At 70.4% G+C, this 19,405-nt stretch carries 17 protein-coding genes and 1 pseudogene; 6 read left to right on the forward strand and 12 right to left on the reverse strand.

Annotated elements, in window-relative coordinates:
• Window positions 1-113 precede the first annotated feature (113 nt).
• From STRIP9103_RS30820 to STRIP9103_RS50215, 4 genes and pseudogenes are all read right to left on the reverse strand, one after another.
• Window positions 114-1,049 carry a LysR family transcriptional regulator gene (locus tag STRIP9103_RS30820; RefSeq protein WP_009327005.1) on the reverse strand — a complete coding sequence of 312 codons (936 nt, stop codon included), beginning with the start codon at window positions 1,047-1,049 and terminating at the stop codon, window positions 114-116.
• 113 nt (window positions 1,050-1,162) lie between these two features.
• Window positions 1,163-1,894: a helical backbone metal receptor gene (locus STRIP9103_RS30825; protein ID WP_009327028.1), complete on the reverse strand. Its 732-nt coding sequence runs from the start codon at window positions 1,892-1,894 to the stop codon at window positions 1,163-1,165.
• 4 nt (window positions 1,895-1,898) lie between these two features.
• Window positions 1,899-2,513, reverse strand: coding sequence for a helix-turn-helix domain-containing protein (locus STRIP9103_RS30830; RefSeq protein ID WP_009326994.1), 615 nt, complete (start codon window positions 2,511-2,513; stop codon window positions 1,899-1,901).
• A 380-nt stretch (window positions 2,514-2,893) separates the two neighbouring features.
• Window positions 2,894-3,163, reverse strand: a pseudogene (locus STRIP9103_RS50215) (glycine betaine ABC transporter substrate-binding protein); the annotation flags it as partial.
• An 82-nt stretch (window positions 3,164-3,245) separates the two neighbouring features.
• On the opposite strand from STRIP9103_RS50215, the gene STRIP9103_RS30835 reads away from it, so the two are divergent.
• From STRIP9103_RS30835 to STRIP9103_RS30845, 3 genes are all read left to right on the forward strand, one after another.
• Complete coding sequence (locus STRIP9103_RS30835) at window positions 3,246-4,190, forward strand: 5'-3' exonuclease (protein WP_009327002.1); 945 nt, start codon at window positions 3,246-3,248, stop codon at window positions 4,188-4,190.
• 176 nt (window positions 4,191-4,366) lie between these two features.
• Window positions 4,367-5,212, forward strand: a complete 846-nt coding sequence (locus tag STRIP9103_RS30840) for a siderophore-interacting protein (protein ID WP_009327008.1) — start codon at window positions 4,367-4,369, stop codon at window positions 5,210-5,212.
• Window positions 5,213-5,641: 429 nt separating this feature from the next.
• On the forward strand, window positions 5,642-7,240 hold the full coding sequence (locus STRIP9103_RS30845) for a serine hydrolase (RefSeq protein WP_009327027.1): 1,599 nt from the start codon (window positions 5,642-5,644) through the stop codon (window positions 7,238-7,240).
• Here STRIP9103_RS30845 and STRIP9103_RS30850 read toward each other — a convergent pair.
• Complete coding sequence (locus tag STRIP9103_RS30850; protein WP_009327025.1) at window positions 7,237-8,034, reverse strand: N-formylglutamate amidohydrolase; 798 nt, start codon at window positions 8,032-8,034, stop codon at window positions 7,237-7,239. The two genes, STRIP9103_RS30845 and STRIP9103_RS30850, sit on opposite strands and share 4 nt — an antisense overlap.
• Window positions 8,035-8,666: 632 nt before the next feature.
• Between STRIP9103_RS30850 and STRIP9103_RS30855 the strand changes: the two genes are divergently transcribed.
• A complete protein-coding gene (locus tag STRIP9103_RS30855) occupies window positions 8,667-10,220 on the forward strand; it encodes an amino acid permease (RefSeq protein ID WP_048821304.1) in 1,554 nt (517 codons plus the stop codon).
• A gap of 236 nt (window positions 10,221-10,456) precedes the next feature.
• Here the strand turns inward: STRIP9103_RS30855 and STRIP9103_RS50220 are convergent, their stop codons facing one another.
• Window positions 10,457-10,624 carry a hypothetical protein gene (locus STRIP9103_RS50220; protein ID WP_158696926.1) on the reverse strand — a complete coding sequence of 56 codons (168 nt, stop codon included), beginning with the start codon at window positions 10,622-10,624 and terminating at the stop codon, window positions 10,457-10,459.
• A 319-nt stretch (window positions 10,625-10,943) separates the two neighbouring features.
• Between STRIP9103_RS50220 and STRIP9103_RS30860 the strand changes: the two genes are divergently transcribed.
• Entirely contained in the window at window positions 10,944-12,344 is a 1,401-nt protein-coding gene (locus STRIP9103_RS30860; RefSeq protein WP_063747336.1) for a hypothetical protein, read from the forward strand.
• A gap of 133 nt (window positions 12,345-12,477) precedes the next feature.
• A complete protein-coding gene (locus tag STRIP9103_RS30865; RefSeq protein WP_078614112.1) occupies window positions 12,478-13,419 on the forward strand; it encodes an RluA family pseudouridine synthase in 942 nt (313 codons plus the stop codon).
• Between the two features lie 24 nt (window positions 13,420-13,443).
• Here the strand turns inward: STRIP9103_RS30865 and STRIP9103_RS30870 are convergent, their stop codons facing one another.
• From STRIP9103_RS30870 to STRIP9103_RS30895, 6 genes are all read right to left on the reverse strand, one after another.
• The gene (locus STRIP9103_RS30870) at window positions 13,444-14,922 is read right to left on the reverse strand and encodes a cytochrome P450 (RefSeq protein WP_048821306.1); all 1,479 of its coding nucleotides are present in this window, start codon (window positions 14,920-14,922) and stop codon (window positions 13,444-13,446) included.
• A gap of 190 nt (window positions 14,923-15,112) precedes the next feature.
• Entirely contained in the window at window positions 15,113-15,733 is a 621-nt protein-coding gene (locus STRIP9103_RS30875) for a GTP-binding protein (protein ID WP_009327022.1), read from the reverse strand.
• On the reverse strand, window positions 15,714-16,139 hold the full coding sequence (locus STRIP9103_RS30880) for a DUF742 domain-containing protein (RefSeq protein ID WP_009327009.1): 426 nt from the start codon (window positions 16,137-16,139) through the stop codon (window positions 15,714-15,716). The genes STRIP9103_RS30875 and STRIP9103_RS30880 overlap by 20 nt, the downstream gene beginning before the upstream one ends.
• Complete coding sequence (locus STRIP9103_RS30885) at window positions 16,136-16,543, reverse strand: roadblock/LC7 domain-containing protein (RefSeq protein ID WP_009327003.1); 408 nt, start codon at window positions 16,541-16,543, stop codon at window positions 16,136-16,138. The genes STRIP9103_RS30880 and STRIP9103_RS30885 overlap by 4 nt, the downstream gene beginning before the upstream one ends.
• Complete coding sequence (locus STRIP9103_RS30890) at window positions 16,540-18,201, reverse strand: sensor histidine kinase (protein ID WP_009327013.1); 1,662 nt, start codon at window positions 18,199-18,201, stop codon at window positions 16,540-16,542. The genes STRIP9103_RS30885 and STRIP9103_RS30890 overlap by 4 nt, the downstream gene beginning before the upstream one ends.
• A 355-nt stretch (window positions 18,202-18,556) precedes the next feature.
• Window positions 18,557-19,183: a TetR/AcrR family transcriptional regulator gene (locus STRIP9103_RS30895; RefSeq protein WP_009327020.1), complete on the reverse strand. Its 627-nt coding sequence runs from the start codon at window positions 19,181-19,183 to the stop codon at window positions 18,557-18,559.
• Window positions 19,184-19,405: the final 222 nt, after the last annotated feature.

Below are 19,405 nucleotides of genomic sequence, written 5' to 3' on the forward strand. Positions count from 1 at the left end.
CCCGCACCCGCCCACAAACCGCCCGGACCGAGCTGGAAGGCGAAGCGGGGTCGAAGGGGCGGCAGCCCCTGGGGGGACGGGACGGGTAGGGGCGGCGGGGGCGAAACAACCCCTCAACCACCGGCCGCGGCCCCCCGCGTAAGCCCCAGCAGATCCCGCGCGGGCCCGGCGGGCCGGTGCCCCGTCGGCCAGACCGCCCGCAGGGCCCGACGCAGGCGTACCCCCTCCACGGGTATGCGGATCAGACGGCGGGAGGAGAGTTCCTCCCCGAGGGCGAGTTCGGACAGCACGGCGGGCCCCGCGCCACTGAGGGCCGAGGACTTCACCGCCGTGGTGGAGGACAGCTCGATGAGGGGCCGGGCCAGGTCACCGAGGGCCGCCTCCAGGACCTGCCGGGTACCGGAGCCCTTCTCCCGGAGGATCAACGGGGTCGAGGCCAGCTCGGTCGCGTCCAGAGGCTTGCGGCGCCGCGCCCAGGGATGCCCCGGCGCCGTCACCACGATCAGGTGGTCATGGGCTATCACCGCCGCGTCGAGCCCGGCGGGCACGGTCGGCCCCTCCACGAAACCCAGGTCCGCCTCGTCGGCCAGCAACCGCTCCGCGACGACCGTCGAGTTGCCGGCGAGGAGCGAGACCGCCGTGTCGGGTCGCTCGGCGCGCAGCGCGATGAGCCAGCCGGGCAGCAGATACTCCGCGATGGTCATGCTCGCGGCCACGCGGAGCCGCGAGTCGCGCCGGTCCCGCAACGCCTGCGCCCCCGCGTCGAACGCCTCGGCCGCCTCGACGATCCGCCGGGCCCAGTCCGTGACGAGCGCCCCCGCGTCGGTCAGCCGGGACCCTCGCGGCGACCGGTCCACCAACGCCACGCCCAGCTGCCGTTCCATCGAGCGGATCCGACTGCTCGCGGCCGGCTGAGTGATCCCCGACTCCCGCGCGGCCCGCCCGAGCGAGCCCAGCCGCGCCACGGCCAGCAGCAGTTCGAGCGCCCCCAGATCCGGCACCCGATGGGCCAGCCCGCCGCCCCGCTCCTCACCCTCACCACCACCCATAACCCCAGCTTATGTCCCCGTTCGAACAAACCCCCTGGTGGGCCCGTCAGGCAGGGGGACGCTCACATCACGGCGATCGTGGCCACGGCCGGTCACACCGGGGCGCGGGCCGCTCAGCGGCCGACTGCCCGCAGCGCCTCACCCAGCACCTGCGGCGCCTCCGCCAGCGACGGGCCGTACCAGGTGAGGTGGCGACCGCTCAGCAAGGCGCACGGCAGTCCCGGGAACGCCTCCGGGCCGTCGTCCGCGGTGAAGCGGTACGGCTCGTCGGGCAGTACGACCAGATCGGGGGCTGCCGCCCGCAGCTCCTCGACGGGAACACGGGGGTACCGCTCCGCGTGGTCGGCGTACAGGTTGTCGACGCCCAGCCGTGCGAGGACGTCACCGGCGAAGGTGTCCCGGCCGAGCACCATCCAGGGGCGTCGCCAGATGGGTACGACGGCGGTCGTACGGCGGTCAGGGGCAGGCAGCCGCGACCACGTCGACTCCGCCTCGTCCAGCCAGCGCGGGCGGGAGCGGGCGCCGCACGCCCGCAGGACGCGGTCCAGTTCGGCGAACGCCTGCGGCACGTTCCGTACCTCGGTGACCAGGACTTCGATGCCCGCGTCGCGGAGGGCCGTCAGGTCGGGCCCGCGGTTCTCCTCCTCGTTGGCGATCACGAGGTCGGGGGCCAGGGTCACGATCGTGCCGGCCTTGGGGTTCTTGGTGCCCCCGACGCGTACGACGTCGAGCTCACTCGGGTGGCTGCACCAGTCGGTGGCGCCGACCAGCGCGCCGGGCAGCGAGACCGCCACGGCCTCCGTCAGCGACGGGACGAGGGAGACGACACGTGGCAGGGAGCGCACGGGCTCACGCGCCCCGCCGGTGCCGGTCCTCCAGGGCCTCGATGTGGTCCGCGACGGCCACCACGATCACGCGGGTGTCGGGCACGGTGGCCCGCCAGCGGTGCCGTACGCCACCGGACATGTACAACGTGTCACCCCGGCCGAGGCGGTGGGCGCGGCCCTCGGCCTCGACCTCCACGCCGCCCTCGACGACGTACATCAGCTCGTCGTTGCGGTGCTGGACCTCGCGGCCCTCGTCGTGGTCGCCGGTGAACTCCACGGCGTGCAGTTGGTGGTGACCGCGCACCAGGGAGCGTGCGCGGGACGGCGGGCTGCCCTGCTCCAGTGGGGCCGAGGCCTGGGGGGAGGGGGTGAGGCCGTCGTCGGCGGCGCGTACGACGTCGACGCTGCATGCCGGGTCGGCGGCGGCGAGGAGTTCCACGGCGGTCGTGCCCAGGGCATCGGCGATGCGTTCCAGGGAGGGCTTGCTGGGACGGGCCCGTTCGTTCTCGACCTGGCTGAGGAAGGGAACCGACAGGCCGCTGCGTTCGGCCACGACGGAGAGGGTGAGTTCCAGTGCCCGGCGTCGCCGCCGGACGGCCGCGCCCACCCGAAGGGGCTGCTCTTTGTGGTCGCCCATCGCTCCGGCTCCCTCCTTCGCTCGTCGGTCACGGATGGCAACTGGGTCGGCACTCATCGGGTGCACGTCTCCTGATGAGTTCTCTGCACCCTACGCATGTTCGGCAAACCGTTTCATGCGCCCGTCACATCCCTGTAAAGCCGAGAGGGGGTCAGGGTCACGGATTGCGCCAACGGCGGGGGACGCGGTGGAGTGGTCGAACCGGCTGTCGGGCTTGGTGTGCCGGGTGGTGAAGTCCGTGGGTGGCGGCTGGGGGTTGTCCGGATCTTTGTCGTACATCCGTCCTACGACGCGATCATCTGTGCCATGGCGCTCCGCTTGCGGCGCGGCCGGGGCTGTGTCCGCCGGGATCGTGGGAGAGCTCGGGAGAGCTCGGGAGGGAGGGCGTAGTCGCTGCACGCCCAGTGCGGGGACCACAGGGTGACGGCGATCGGCTCCTTCTTGGCGTACGCGCGTTTGAGCGACCGCGGCGGTGGGGCGCGGGTGGTGGTCCCAGGTCTTCGTACCGCCCGCCGGTCGCGCGGGCCCTCGCGGCGGCGCGGCGGCGCGGCGGCGCGGCGGCGCGGCGGACACACACCTGGCACGCACGCTCCCCGCGCGCCACTCGTGCGCGTACCCCACATGCTCCACATGCTCCGCGTGCCCCGCATGCCGTACGCACGCCGGCCCCCGTGCCGCGGGGCGCACGCCCTCTCCCGCCGTGTCCGCGTCCACGCCAGGGGCCGCCTGTCGGTGGCTTACGGCATGATGCGGGACGTGACCCGACGCCTGATGCTTCTCGACACCGCCTCGCTGTACTTCCGCGCCTACTTCGGAGTACCGGAATCCGTGAAGGCCCCGGACGGCACCCCGGTGAACGCCGTGCGCGGGCTGCTGGACTTCATCGACCGCCTCGTCAGGGACCACCGGCCGACGGATCTGGTGGCGTGCATGGACGCGGACTGGCGGCCGCAGTGGCGGGTCGACCTGATCCCCTCCTACAAGGCGCACCGTGTCGCCGAGGAGCACGAGGCCGGGCCGGACGAGGAGGACGTGCCGGACACCCTGTCGCCGCAGGTGCCGGTCATCGAGGAGGTGCTGGACGCGCTCGGTATCGCGCGCGTGGGCGTCACCGGGTACGAGGCGGACGACGTGATCGGCACGTTCACGGCCCGGGCGAAGGACCCGGTGGACATCGTCACCGGCGACCGCGACCTGTACCAGCTGGTCGACGACGTGCGCGGGGTGCGTGTGCTGTACCCGCTGAAGGGTGTGGGCACGCTGCAGCTCACCGATGAGTCGTGGCTGCGCGAGAAGTATGGGGTGGACGGCGGCGGGTACGCGGATCTGGCACTGCTGCGTGGCGACCCGAGCGACGGTCTGCCGGGGGTGCCGGGCATCGGTGAGAAGACGGCCGCGAAGCTGCTCGCCCAGTTCGGCGACCTGGCCGGGATCATGGCCGCGGTCGACGACCCGAAGGCCGGTCTCACGCCGTCGCAGCGCAAACGGCTCGACGAGGCGCGACCTTATGTCGCGGTCGCACCCACGGTGGTACGGGTCGCCGCCGACGTACCGTTGCCGGAGGTCGACACGGCACTGCCGAAGGCGCCCCGGGACCCGGTCGCGCTGGAGACGCTGGCCGCGCGTTGGGGGCTCGGAGGATCGTTGCAGCGGCTGCTCACGACGCTTCAGGGGTGAGCACAAGGCGTCAGCGGTAAGGAGGGGCGCACGCCGGGGGTGGGGTGACACTCTGGTGGTGAGCCGTGAGGCGTGACTCACATCGCGAAGTTCTCGTTTGTGCCGCAAGCGTGGGGTGTCAATCCGGGGGAGATGATAACTTAGGCAAGCCTTAGCTAGGTATTTGGGAGGCCGTCATGGCAGAGCGTCCGGTACGCAGGACCCCGAAGCCCCACTCCGCGCGAGTCGTTCGCACCGAGCGGCTCACCCCCCACATGCAGCGCGTCGTCCTCGGCGGCGACGGCCTCGCCGAGTTCAGCACGCGCGGCAGCACCGACCACTACGTCAAGCTCCTGTTCGGCCCCGAGGGTGTGACCTACCCGGAGCCCTTCGACATGGAGCGGATCCGCGCGGAGTTCCCCCGGGAGCAGTGGCCCGTGACCCGGACGTACACCGTGCGCGCCTGGGACCCCGAACTGCGCGAGCTGACGATCGACTTCGTGCTCCACGGCGACGAGGGCCTCGCCGGGCCGTGGGCCACCCGGGTCCAGCCGGGCGAACTGGTCCGGCTCCTCGGCCCCGGCGGTGCCTACGCTCCCAACCCGGAGGCCGACTGGCATCTGCTCGTCGGCGACGAGAGCGCGCTCCCCGCGATCGGCGCCTCCCTGGAGGCCCTGCCCGACGGGGCCCGGGTCCACGCGCTGGTCGAGGTCTCCGGCCCCGCCGAGGAGCAGAAGATCGACTCCGATGTGGATGTCGTCTGGCTGCACCGCGGGGACCGTCCCGTCGGCTCGGTGCTCGTCGAGGCCGTACGCGCGCTGGAGTTCCCCGAAGGCCGGCTGCACGCCTTCGTCCACGGCGAGGCGGGCTTCGTGAGGGAGCTGCGCCGGCTGCTCCGCGTCGAACGCCAGATCCCGCGCGAGGATCTGTCGGTCTCCGGCTACTGGCGCCTCGGCCACGACGAGGACGGCTGGCAGGCGTCGAAGAAGGAGTGGAACGCACGCGTGGAGGCGGAGCAGGAGGGCGTACGCGCGACAGCGTGAGCCGGGCGCGCCCCAGCGGCCATCACACCTCCGGTGCCCATCACACCCTCGGTGGCCGTCGCCCCCGTGGTGGCCATCAACACCCCCGGTGGCCGTCGCACCCCCGGTGGCCGTCGCACCCCAGTGACCTGTCGCACCCGTGGTGGCCATCAACACCCCCGGTGGCCATCACACCCGTGGGTGGCCGTCGCACCCCCGGTGGTCGTCGCACCCGTGGCCTGACGCACCCCCGGTGGCCGTCGCACCGCCGGGCCTGACGCACTCGGGCCTGGCGTACTCGGGTGTGCCGCAACCGGCTCGGGGCGGTCGGTGCGCCCGGCGGCCGGCCCGCCCGGCGGCCGGGCGCCGTCATGCGCAGGACCGTCCCGCAGCGCTCTTCCGGGGACCCCTCCGCAGGACAAAGCCCGGCTCACCCGTTTGAATGAACTCATGGGTCTTCGGCAGACGAGGCCACACCGCAGAAGCAGGACACAGGTCGTCACGGTCCTGGCCTCACTCCTCGTGCTCGGCGGTGCCCCGTACGGCGTCGGCACCACCTCCGCCGCTCCTCCGCCCCAGCCGCCACCGCAGCTCAGCCAGGACGACGTCGACCGGGCCGTCGCCGCCCTCGACTCCATCGTCGAGCGGGGCATGAAACGGTCCGGCGTCCCGGGTGTGGCGGTGGCCGTCGTGTACAAGGACGAGGTGGTCCACCTGGAGGGCTACGGCAAACGGCACATCGGCCAGCGCGGCGAGGTCGGCCCGGACACGGTGTTCCAACTGGCGTCGCTGTCGAAGCCGTTGGCCTCGACCGTGGTCGCCGGCGCGGTGGGCGAGAAGACCATCGCCTGGGACGACCCGGTGGCCGAACACCTCCCGGACTTCGCCCTGAAGGACCCCTGGGTGACCGAACACGTCACCGTGGCCGACCTGTTCGCGCACCGCAGCGGCCTGCCCGACCACGCCGGGGACCTCCTCGAAGACCTCGGCTACGACCGGAAGTACATCCTCGAACATCTGCGGCTGGAGCCCCTGACGCCGTTCCGCGCGAGCTACGCGTACACCAACTTCGGTGTCACGGCGGCGGGCGAGGCCGTCGCCGACGCGGCCGGGACGAGTTGGGAGAAGCTCTCCGAGGACACCCTGTACAAGCCGGCCGGCATGGCCGACACCAGCTCGCGCTTCAACGACTACGAGGGCGCGAACAACAAGGCGTTCGCCCACGTCCGCAACGCCGACGGCACCTGGGACGCCAGGTACGTACGGGACGCCGACGCCCAGTCCCCGGCGGGCGGCGCCAGCTCCACGGTCCGCGACCTCTCCCGCTGGCTGCGGCTCCAACTCGCGAACGGCGAACTGGACGGCGACCAGATCATCGCCGCCGACCCCCTGGAACGCACCCACCTCCCGGCGGCCGTCACCCACCCGCCGCCCGCCCCGGCGGGCCGAGCCGGCTTCTACGGCCTCGGCTGGAACGTCGGCTACGACGACCAGGGCCGCCTGCGCCTCAGCCACTCCGGCGCCTTCGCCCTCGGCGCCAACTCCAACGTCACGATGCTGCCCGGCGAGGAACTCGGCATCGCCGTCCTCACCAACGGCGAACCCGTCGGCCTCGCGGACGCCGTCTCCTTCGACTTCCTCGACACGGCCCAACACGGCAAGCCGACCGAGGACTGGCTGGACCTCGCGGCCAAGATCTACGAACAGGAAGCCGAGCAGCTCCGCTCCCCCACGGACTACTCGAAGCCACCGAAAGACGCCTCCGACCCCCGCGCCACCTCCACCTACACCGGCACCTACCGCAACGCCTACTACGGCCCTCTCACGGTCACCGAGTCCAACGACGAACTCACCCTGCGCCTGGGACCAAAACCGATGACGTTCCGCCTGAACCACTACGACGGCGACACGTTCTACTTCGAAACGGTGGGCGAGAACGCGAGCGGCCCCTCCGGGGTGACGTTCAAGGACGACGAGAACGGCAAGGCGCGCCAGGTGACGATCGAGGCGTTCGACACGAACGGCTTGGGAACGTTCACGCGAGGTTAGGTGGTAACCAAGTCGACAAGCCGGGCGAGCGCGCCCGCGAGTGCTTCCAGCCCCGGGCCCGCGGGGCCGCCCGGCTCGGCCATGTAGACGTCCCGGCGGATCTCGATCATCAGGGCGGTCACCCTGGGGTCGGTGCCGTAGTACTTCAGCGGGACGTACGCCCCCGCGAAGGGGGTGTTGACGGCGGTGCCGCCGAAGCCGGCGAACGCCTGCTCGGCCGCGGCGAGCAGTTCGGGCGGGGTGTGGAAGGGGTCGCTGCCCAGACAGACGGGTGGGCGGGGGCCGTCACCGTGGAGTTCGTACGGCAGGGCCCTGGTCGGATACGAGTGCACATCGACGACCACGGCCCGCCCCGCGGCCTCCAGACGGTGTGTCACGGCGTCGGTCATGGCGGCGGCGTACGGGTGGAAGTAGCGGTCGAGGAGCGGTCGGCCGTCGTGGTCGGCGGGGCGGAGGGCCTCGCGGTGGGTGGTGCGGGTGTAGACCGCGCCCATGCCCACGGCCAGCATCTCCTCCCGCTCGTCGGGGAACCGTTCCGGGTCGACGACCAGGCGGGAGAGTTGGTTCACGAACCTCCAGGGCGGGCCGGCCGACCGGTCGGCGGCCCGCTCGGCGATACGGTCCGTGTACGCGTCGGTGATGTGGTCCAACTCCCGTTCCAGCGCGACGTCGTCGAGCAGGATGCCGGCCCGTACGGTGGCCGGGATCACCCGCGAGCCGTGGGGCACATGCAGGATCACCGGCGAGTCCACGGCGCCCGGCACGAGCCGGTAGGGGGCCGATGCGTCGATCATCAAGGTTCCTCACTGTCGTTGACCGGGACCGACGTCACTGTCGCCGGCCGGGGTCAGGCATCGATGTCACCGGCCAGGGGCAGGCAACACTGCCCTCGGCCGGTCAAACATCGCTGTCGCCGGCCCGAGTCCGGCAACCCCGCGCTCTCGACCAGGGTCGGATGTCATCGTCGCCTGCCCGTGCCCGGCGGCGCTGTTGTCGGCGCGGGGCAAAGACCACTGTCGTCGGCGCCAGGAACAGGTGTCACTGTCGTCGGCGCCGGAGACAGGTGTCACTGTCGTCGGCGCGGGCAGCTGATCTCCCGTCGCCACCCCGAGCCCGGTACCGCGCCCGCCGAGCCCTGACTGGCTGACGCCCGCCGAACCAGGACTCGCCAACGCCCGTCGCACCGGGGCCCGTCGCCGCCCGCCGATGCCCGTGTCGCCCGCCTTCCAAAGCGATGGAAGCCGTAGTACACCCTCCCCTCAGGGGCGTGAGGAAATGGGCGCGGCCATGACACTGCCGCGTGACGCGGCCGTAATGGGGCGTCCCTAATTTCTGTCGCCCGACAGGAATTCTCGTGCCGCCTGTGCGAGAGCTCGCGCCAACAGGGCCGGAGCTCGCACCGCCTCTGCGAAAGCAGGTCGCCGCCATGACGAGCACCGCCCCCGATCTCCGCCCGGAACCACCGCACTCCCCCGACGACCGCTCCCTGGCCGAGTTCGGCTATCGGCAGGAGCTCCATCGCAGTCTGACCCGGTACGCCTCGTTCGCGGCCGGGTTCTCCTTCATCTCCGTACTGACGACCGTCTTCCAGTTCTTCGCGTTCGGGTACGCGTTCGGCGGCCCGGTCTTCTTCTGGACCTGGCCGGCCGTACTGATCGGCCAGTTGACGGTCGCCGCGTGCTTCGCGGAGCTGGCCGCGCGCTATCCGATCTCGGGCGCGATCTACCAGTGGTCGTCACGGCTGTCGAACCTCACCTTCGGCTGGTTCGCCGGCTGGATCATGGTGATCGGACAGATCGTGGTGGTCGCGGCGGCGGCGCTCGCGCTGCAGATGGTGATGCCCGCGATCTGGTCGGGCTTCCAGATCGTCGGCGACGACCCGACACCGACCAGCGCGAGCGGAGCCGCGAACGCGGCGGTCCTCGGTGTGATCCTGCTGGCGCTCACCACCCTGGTGAACGTGCTGGACAACCGGGTGCTGTCCCTGGTCAACCGGGTCGGTGTGACCGCCGAGATCATCGGCGCCGTCCTGATCATCGTGCTCCTGCTGACCCACGCCGAACGCTCCCCCGGCATCACCTTCCACCCGGCGGAGGGCGGCACCGGCCTGCTCGGTGCCCTGCTGGTGGGCTCCTTCATGGCGGCGTACGTGATGATCGGCTTCGACAGCGCGGGGGAGATGAGCGAGGAGACCCACCACCCGCGCCGCACCGCGCCCCGCACGATCCTGCTGGCACTGGGCGCGGCCGGTCTGCTCGGCGGTCTCATCGTCCTCGGCGGTCTCATCGCCGCCCCCAGCCTCACCGACGGGAAACTGGGCGTGGACGGCCTGAGTTACGTACTGACCAGCAGCCTCGGCGACGGTGTCGGCCGACTGCTACTGGCCGACGTGATGGTGGCGATCACGGTGGCCACGCTCGCGATCCAGACGGCGGCCTGCCGCATGCTCTTCTCCATGGCCCGCGACGGCGAACTCCCCTTCGCGGGGCGCCTGGCCAAGGTCAACCCACGCACCGGTATGCCCAGCGCCCCCGCCCTGGTGGTCGGCGTCCTCGCCGCCGCCCTCCTGCTCCTCAACTTCGCGTCCCCGGAGGCGTTCCTGGCCATCGGCACCACCTGCATCGTGATGCTCTACCTGGCGTACGCGATGGTCACCGGCCCCCTGCTGGTACACCGCCTGAGAGGCACCTTCCCCACCCCTGGCACCGACGAGACCGGCACCCCCCTCTTCTCCCTCGGCCGCTGGGGCATCCCCGTCAACGCCGTAGCCCTCCTCTACGGCCTCCTCATGGCCATCAACCTCGCCTGGCCCCGCGCGGAGGTCTACGACCCGGCGGGCGGACACTGGTACTTCCAGTGGTTCACGGTGTTGTTCCTGCTGGTCACGGTGGGGCTGGGGGTTTTGTACCGGCTGGCTCGGGGACAACGGGCGCGTTCTGCCGCGGAACCCGCTCAGGGGCGCCCGGAACCGACGCGATAGCCGCCGCCGTGCTGTCCTCCGCTTGACTCCGAACGCCCTACCCCGTCAACGAACCGCTTTCCCGGCTGTCGCCGATGGGCCTGCACCAGCGGCGCAGCGGGCGAAGGGGCGTGAGACCGCGCATCCGATGGTCATGGAGTCCACTCCACGCGCTGAGGCCCACGCCCTTTCCGACGGCCGGAAACCATCGCATGGTGCAAAGTGGCGGGCTCTCAGGGCGAGTTGACGGCCTTCCATCAGCTCCACCCCGCCCCGAACAGTTGACGAGACCCATAGGGGCACTGGATGGTGGAGATGATCCACGACCTGGCCGCCTGCAACGCGGTCGTGGCGGTGGTGACCACCGATTCTCTGCGCCGCCCAGCGGTCGCGCCGAAGCCCGCGGCGACGACGCCGCCCGGCATGCGGTTGACGAGGACCGTTCGACCGGTTCCGTCAGCAGGCCAGGTTCCTGCACGGGTCAGCCTGCCCTCAGCCACAACGTCTAGAGCACAGCGCGTAGTTCACGGACCTGGTCGACTCCGCCACCCGGAGGCATCGTGAAAGGCTCTGCTCCTGCCCCAGTCGTCCGGGGCCGTCCCTATGGCCGGCCACACACCTCAGTCGGTGCGCGTCGCCCTGACCTCCATATGCGCCCGCTGTGGCTCGAAGTGGTCAGCAGTCATCGCTGTCGGCCACAGAAGGTCGCAATGGGAGGCAGCCTGCGAGTAGAGGGAGCTCAAGGTGAGTGATGTACGAAGCCCGGCGGGCACGATCTGCCCCGAAAATCCTGCACAGGCAGCATCGACCCATGAAACCGCCGAGTGGTGCAACTCGGTCCGATCTCTCCTTTCCGACCCTGATGCGACGGCACTGTCCCAGATGCTTTGCCATACGATCGAGGCGAGGGCCGCCAATGCCAGTCGATCAGCGTTGGGGTCGCCGGGCTCGAATTTGGATTCAATTCCGTCCCCCGATCTTTGGGCCGTGCGCGCCCTGCTGCGCCGCGAGCAGCGGCAGGTGAACTGGCAGACACTGCTCGGCAGAGACACAGGTCGACTGTTGACCGTCGCGTGCGACCGGCTGATGCGCAGCTCAGCGGGTCCGCCGCCGGTCGGGACACGGGAGGAGCTCTCCGTCGGCCGAGCCCAGCAGTGGTGCCGGCGGGCCGTGGGCCATACGCCTCACTACTCGTTCGCGATGGAGATGTCCGGCCTGTTCACCGCTCTGTGCACCGCACCCGAGTGGAGCACCGCCCTCGAAGCCAAGACCACGTTCCTGTGGGGCGTTCTGGCGGGAATCAGCGAGTACTACGCAGGAACCGCGCCACATGAGCAGGAAATCGGCCGGCTTGCCCGGGACACCGTGGCCGCGTCCCGGGAATGCGTGCGGCTGAGCGGGAACGAGGGCGAGCTGCTGGTTGCCGCGCAGGCGGAGTGCGGGGCGGTGCAACTCGTCGACAACCTGACCGGAATCCTCCAACTGCCTGCTCTCTTCGACCGCGAGGAGTACATCCGGATCAGGGGCGCCGACATCGGGGTGCATATCTACACCGTCCAGGATGATCTCTCGGCACGTTTTCGGGAGATCGTCGATGAGGCCACGATGGTCGCCGTGCTCGCTCATGACCTGATCGACCAGGGGCGTGATGCCGAGAACGGCAACCGCAACAATCTGGGCTTGCGGCTGCCCGACAGGGAACAGCTCTGGGACATACTGGAGGTCTGCCTGAGCCATACCTGCGCGATCGCGGGTGAGCAGTGGCAACGTGTCGTCGCGGGCTTTGTGGTGGGCACTTGCCTCTATGCGCGAGGAGGCCGGGAGCGTGTGCACAGCGGCACCGAGCCGGTCGTACGCAAGAGGCTTCGCCCGAGCGTGGACTGGACGTACGCGCCCCGACTGGCCGACTACTTCTCCCAGGCCAGGTGCACCTGCACGGAGCAGGCCGGTCCGGTCGACGTCGGGCCGGAACTCGACAGGCTCTACGCCGACAGCTCAACCATCGTGCGCGGCTGGCTGCACGGCCGCTGGGACGCACACTTCGACGTGACAGGACTGCAGCAGCTCGCTCTCGCCTGTGCGTCGGCCGTGCGGAGCAACAGCACGCTGTTCTCCGGCCGGAACGGAGCAGAAGTGATCCCCTGAGCAAGAGGCGGGACGCCACGTCGCGGACGGCGTGCAAGAGTTCGCGGCGGTGGAAGCCGATCTCTTCCAGGACCCTACGGCTGAGGGCCGTCGTCGCGCCCGCTGTCAGTGCCGCCTCGTACGCTTGATCCTGATGAGACGCCGTACTCCGCCCCCGCCCTCTCCCCTGCCGCAGCGCGACGGGGTGGATGCGGTGCGCGTGCGGTTGCCGGCCGAGGGGGCGTGGGCGACCGTGCGGGACCATCTCGTGGCGCGGCTCTCGGCCGGGGCCGGGGTGATCGACGGCATGCTCGACGTGGGAGGGATCGTGGACGCCGAGGGGCGTCCGGTGCCGAGGGACATGGCGTACGTGCCGGGGATGTTCGTGTGGTTCCACCGGGAGCTGCCGGAGGAGGAGCGCGTGCCGTTCACGGTCGATGTCGTGTATCGGGACGAGCACGTGGTGGTGGCCGACAAGCCGCACTTCCTGGCTACCACCCCGCGCGGCAGCCATGTCGCCGAGACGGCTCTGGCGCGGCTGCGGCGGCAGCTGGGAATTCCGGCGCTGAGCGCGGCCCACCGTCTGGACCGGCTGACGGCCGGGCTGGTGCTGTTCACCGTGCGACCCGAGGAGCGCGGCGCGTACCAGTCGCTGTTCCGCGACAGGCGGGTGGCGAAGGAGTACGAGGCCGTGGCCCCGTACGACCCGGCGCTGGCCCTGCCGCGCACCGTGCGCAGCCGGATCGTCAAGGAGCGCGGGGTCATGGCGGCCCGTGAGGTCGAGGGCGAGCCCAACGCCGTCAGCCGAGTGGAGCTGCTGGAGCACCGGAACGGGCGTGCCCGGTACCGGCTGATACCGCGTACCGGGCAGACACACCAGCTGAGGGTGCACATGAGCGCCTTGGGGGTGCCGATCCTCGGCGATCCCCTCTATCCGGTGGTGACCGGCCCCGTGGCGGCCGATGACTTCCGGCGTCCGCTCCAGCTGCTGGCGCGGGGCCTGGAGTTCACCGACCCGGTCACGGGGCACGAGCACCGGTTCGTCAGCCCGCGTGCACTGCGGGCCTGGTCTTCGTACGAGGAGTGGGCGGAGTAGCGGCCAGGGTGCTCGGCGGTCGGCTCAGTTGCCGCGCAACCAGCGCAGGAGACGGCGGAGCGCACCCGGCCGGGCGACCGGTTCGGGCGCCGGCGTGGGCTTGCCGGACGGGTCGGCGGGTTCCGGAGCCGTGGTCTGCGGCTGTTCCGTACGGATCTGCCGGCTGTTCGGGCGCTGTGGCGGCACCGACCTGCCCGAGGGCCGCAGCGCGACGTCCTCCTGGGGCCTCGGCGCGAACTTCACCGGCAGTTCCGCCAGATGCCGGTTCGAGATGCTCTCCCGCCAGCGCAGCTCATGCTCCTCGCAGGCCAGCTGGATGTCCGGAACGCGGGTCAGCAGCGCGTCGACGCCGACGTCGGCGATGGCTCGGCCGATGTCCTGACCCGGGCACTCGTGGGGACCGCCGCTGAAGGCGAGGTGGGAGCGGTTGCCCTGCATGTTGGCCTTGAGATCGGGGCGGACCCGTGGGTCGACGTTGCCCGGCGCGATGCCGAGGAGGAGGCCGTCGCCCTTGCGGATGCGCTGGCCGCCCAGTTCGGTGTCCTGCTTGGCGAAGTAGGCGATGACGGCGCTGAACGGCGGCTCGTCCCACAGGGTCTGCTCGACCGCTTCCGGCACGGTCATCTGGCCGCCGTTCAGCTGGGCCCGGAAGCCCGGGTCGGTGAGCACCACGCGCAGCACGTTGGCGAGGAGGTTGGCGGTGCTCTCGTACGCGACGATCAGAACAAGGCGCAGGTGCTGGCTGACCTCCTCGTCGGTGAGCCCTGCCGGGTGGTTGATGAGGTGGCTGGTGAAGTCGTCCTGGGGTTCGGCCCGGCGGCGGGCGGTGTGCCGCGTCAGGACGTCCATGATGTAGGCGTTGCTGGCGATGGCGGTCTCGGTGCCCTTGGGCAGGTCGCGGGCGGCCTGCACGATCCGGTCGTTGTACTCGTCGGGCATGCCGAGGATCTCGCACATCACCACCATCGGCAGATACTCGGCGAACTGGCTGACCAGTTCGGCCCTGCCCTCCTCGCAGAACTTGTTGACGAGGTGCTGGGTCGCGCGGTTGATGTGGCGGCGGATGCCCCGGTAGTCGATGGTCGACATGGCGCCGGTGACCGCGCCGCGCAGCCGTAGGTGCTCGTCGCCCTCGGCGTGGCAGCAAAGGGGCTGCCAGGCGACGTGCGGCATGAGCGGGTGGTCCGGCTTGACCGTGCCGTCGTGCATAGGGGCCCACAGCCGCGTGTCCCGGGAAAACTGCGAAGGCGTGCGCACCATGTGCATGTTCTCGCCGTGGCCGAGTACCACCCAGATCGGTACGTCGTCGTGGAGCAGCGCGGGGGCCACCGCGCCGTGTTCGGCGCGGAGTTTCTCGTACACGGCTCCCAGGTCCTCCGCCTCGGGGCCGTAGAGCCGGCGCAGCCCGCCGGGACCGAGGCCGAGGCCGTGTGCGGGGCAGCCGGGGGGCGGCTCGACCGACGGGTCGTCCGTGCCGGTCAGGGAGTGGGATTCAGGCGTCACGATGATCGCTCCGAACTGAAGTGGATCCGTTGTCTGGGGTGTTCTGGGGGATTGCCGAGCGACCGGGAGGGGACTCCGTGCGGGATGACACGGCTCCCGGTCGTGGGACACATAGGACGTGCGGGACACGTCACGGCGTGCGGTTCAGGGAACGTGGCGGTTCAGGGAAGGCGTGGGACTCGTACGCCGCTCACACCGACGCCCCCGTCATGGTCAGCGAGTGCAGGAACCGCATGAGGGTCATGAGGACGTCGCGGCTGGAGGCCCGGCGGCGTGCGTCGCAGCGGATGATGGGGATCTCCTCGGCCAGGTCGAGCGCCTGGCGCAGTTCCTCGACGGGGTAGCGGGGCGCGTCCGGGAAGTCGTTGATCGCGACGACGAAGGGCACGCCGCGTTCCTCCAGGCGGCCCATGACGTCGAAGCTGACCTCCAGTCGACGGGTGTCGACCAGGACGACCGCGCCGAGGGCGCCCTCGAACAGGCCGTTCCACAGGAACCAGAAGCGCTCCTGGCCGGGGGTGCCGAACAGGTAGAGCACAAGCTGGTCCGTGATGCTGATGCGGCCGAAGTCCATGGCCACGGTGGTGGCCGTCTTGGTCTTGGAGCCGAAGTTGTCGTCGACTCCGATGCCGGCCTGCGTCATGGTCTCCTCGGTCGTCAGCGGTTTGATCTCGCTGACGGACCCCACCATGGTCGTCTTGCCGACCCCGAAACCGCCCACGATCACGATCTTCGCCGCGGCCTGTGCGGTGTGCGGCAGATGGTCCTCGGTCCGGGGACCCGTGATGGTGTCAGAGCTTTTGAAGTCCATGCATCACCGCTTCGAGGAGTGAACGGTCGGCCCGCGCCTGCCGGACGACCGGTGCGCGCGCCTGTACCAGGTCGGCCGTCAGCAGTTCGGTGAGCAGGACGGTCACCACGCTGATCGGCAGGTTGAGGTAGGCCGAGATCTCGGCCACGGACAGGGGTGCCTGACAGATCCGGAGCAGTGCCGACTGCTCCGGTGCGGCGGAGGGCGGCGGGGCGGCGCGCGCCACGATTAACGTGACGAGGTCGATGGGAGCCCGCTCGCCGTCCTCGCCGGTCAGGATGTAGAGCCGCTCGGGCGGGCGGTCCCCCGAACCCTCGTCTCCCGCGCCCTCCGGGCTCGCTTCGAGGGCCGGTGGCGGCGGTGGCTGCTGCTTCGGGTGGCGCCGCTGGCGTTGCGGAGGCGTCATACGGTCTGCCCGTTCCGCCGCGGCGGACTGGTGAGATGGGAGCCGATCCGGTCGACGAGGTCGCGCATACGGTTGCTCATCAGGCCGGGCTCGGCGATCTCGTTGGCGAGCACCGCGAGATAGGCGTTGGATCCGGCGGCCATCAGATAGAAGTAGCCGCCATTGATCTGGATGATGACCATCCGCATCTGGCCATCGCTCTGCGGGATCTCACTGGCGACGGCACCGGCCAGACTCTGCAGTCCCGCGCAGGCCGCGGCGACCCGGTCGGCGGCGTCCGGCTCGCCGCCGTAGCGGGCGATCCGCAGACCGTCGGCGGAGAGCACGACGATCTGCTGGATGCCGGGTACTCCGTCGGCAAGATCCTTGAGCATCCAGTCGAAATTGGCTCGCTGCTGGATCACTTGAGGTCCCCCTCGTCGTCGGCCTCGTTACGGGCCGACTCGTTGTTGTTCACGGTGGAAGCGGTGGACGACGTGGACGACGTGGACGTGGTGGGATCGTCCGGGTTCCGGGTGAAGGCGTCGGGGTCCGGGTCGCGTTTGAGACCGGCCATGAACGCCTCGACCCACATGCCGGGCGGGGGCAGCTCCTTCTGCGGTTCGGGCTCGGGCTGCCACACCGGCGCGGCGGCCATGGCGGCCTCGGCGGCCGCTTCGGCGGCGGCGGCCTCGGCGTACCGCTGGCTGAGGGGGATGGTCATCCGGCTGCGGCGCTGTGGCAGGCCGTTGGCGGTCCACTCGGTGACGACGGGGACGTCGTCGTCCATGTCCTGGCGGCTCATCTCCTCCGCGGAGCTCGGGATCCGCGGACCGGTGGTGGGACGCCGCCGCTTGGGCTTGCGGTTGGGACCCTCGACGCCGCCGGTGTCCATGGTCGGTACGGCGGCGGCGCCGATGCCGTGGGCGAGCCCCGGGGCGGGCTCGTCGGTGAGCATGTCGCGCGGTACGACGACCACGGCGCGGACCCCGCCGTAAGCGGACTGCCGGAGCGCGACGTGCATCTTGTACATCGTCGACAGACGGCCGACGACGGCGAGACCGAGACGCGGGCTCTCACCGAGTTCCTGCATGTCGATGCCCTGCTGGGCCTTGGCCAGCATGTCCTCGACCTTGGCGCGGGACTCCTCGGTGAGGCTGACGCCGCCGTCCTCGATCTCGATGGCGATGCCGGTCTGCACCTCGACGGCGGTGACGTGCACCTTGGTGTGCGGCGGCGAGTAGCGGGTGGCGTTGTCCAGCAGCTCGGCGCAGGCGTGGATGACCGGCTCGACGGAGACGCCGTTGACGTTGACCTTGGCGATCGAGTGCAGCTCGATGCGCCGGTACTCCAGGATGCGCGACATGGCGCCGCGCAGACAGCTGTACAGCGGGACGGGCCGGGGCCAGACACGACCGGGGCGGCTGCCGCCGAGGACGGCGATGGAGTCGGCGAGACGGCCGATCAGCGCGGTGCCGTGGTCGATGCGCAGCAGGTCGTCGAAGACCTCGGGGTTGCGCCCGTGGTCCTCCTCCATCTCCCGGAGTTCCTTGTTCTGCTGGTGGACGATCGCCTGGACTCGGCGGGCGATGTTGACGAAGGACCGCTGGGCGGAGTCGCGCAACGCCTCCTCACGGTCGACGATATCGAGCACCATGCGCACCACGTCGCGCTGTGACCGGGGAAGTTCACACCACTCGGCGTCACCGTCGATGACGTGACGAATCACCTCTGTGGGGGGTTCTCCGCCGTGCAGTCGGTAGAGCGCGGCGGGCAGGATTTCCTTGCCCAGTCGGGTGAATTCCTGGTCGTGGGCGTTGATCCGCTGCTCGAGGAGGGCGGTCCGACGCCCATGTTCCGCGCGCAGCTCGTGGATCACACGGCCGCGGCGCGCCGCGAGGGCCGCGACCGCGAGCACCAGGAGTGTCGCGCCGGCACCGCACAAGCCGACGGCGAGCCGGGCCGACCCCGTCATCAAAATGACGGCGGTCCCGGTCACCGCGGCCATCAGTATCGGCGGTAGCAGCAGTACGCGCGCGTAGGAAAGGTCACGGCCACCGGGAGGCGATTGAACACTCACCATGTATGCCCTCTATGACAGATCGGCTGAAGGTCGGGGGACGTGCAGGTCCTGCGGGGCTTGCGGGACCTGCTGTGGTTCACGGGACTTGCTCTGGGTTGTCCGAGCATCAAACTGGATCTTCGGTATTTTCTGGAACAAGCGCACGAATACATCTCAACTCGGTGCGCTGCGGGCGAGCTTAGTCCGACCGGATCATCGCTGTGTCATATTCAGCAACCGTCTGAAATCACCATCGCGGCAGGAGTACGCTCTGGTTATTTACACGCTGGGTCGCTATTCGAATGCCGTACGTAATCAAGTACGGGCGTTCGAAGAGTGGGGCTTGACAGGGTGGCGCGATGGCGGAGGCGGTGCCTCAGACGCCCGCGATGCGCAGTGCCGCGTCCGCCGTGGCCTCGGCGAAGGTGGCAGCGGGGCGCTCCGGGTCGGAGCGGTGGATGAGGATGACGCCCTCGATCAGGCCGAAGACGAGGTCCGTACGCAGGTCCAGCTCAGCCTTGGCCAGCGCGCCGCCCGCGGTCGTCGCCGCGATCAACTGGCGGTACGCGTCCTTGAGTTCCGCGCGTACGGCGTGGAAGCCGGCGAAGCGTTCGGTGCGGACCTCCGGGAGGAGGTAGAGGCCGCCGAGGTTGTGCGGGCCGCCGCAGAGCAGCTCCACGTCGGCGCGGCACAGCTCCCACAGGCGGTCCTCGGCCGGAGTGGCGTCCCGGGCGAGCAGTTCACGGGCGTACGTCAGTGACGGCGTGACCGTGGACTCCAGGAGTTCGGCGAGGAGCTCCTCCTTGCCGGAGACGTAGTGGTACATGGACGCCTGCCGCATGCCGGCCCGCTCCGCGACGGCCCGGGTGGTGGTGGCCGCGTAACCCCGAGTGGTGAACAACTCCGCGGCGGCCCCCAGGAGTTCGTCGCGCGGGGACAGCCCTCGGTCGGGTCGTCGCTCGGCTCGGGGTCTGCCGACTCGGCGTCCACCGGTGGGTTCCATACGGTCGATCGTCGCATACGGCGCCTGCCGGCCCGGCGGGAGCGGCTTGTACCCACGGCCCGTTCGGCGTCGCGTGCCTTCCAGGCCTCCACCCCCTTACGGGCGCGGTCCTCGTGAGGTATCGGTAACTCCGTGGCAACGCCCGGAACATGGCCCCGACCCGGCCCGCGCCTAATTTCTGTCGGGCGACAGAAATCCGAGCGGCAGAAATTCAACCGCAGC

It is taken from the genome of Streptomyces ipomoeae 91-03 (genome assembly GCF_000317595.1).
Taxonomy (GTDB): domain Bacteria; phylum Actinomycetota; class Actinomycetes; order Streptomycetales; family Streptomycetaceae; genus Streptomyces; species Streptomyces ipomoeae.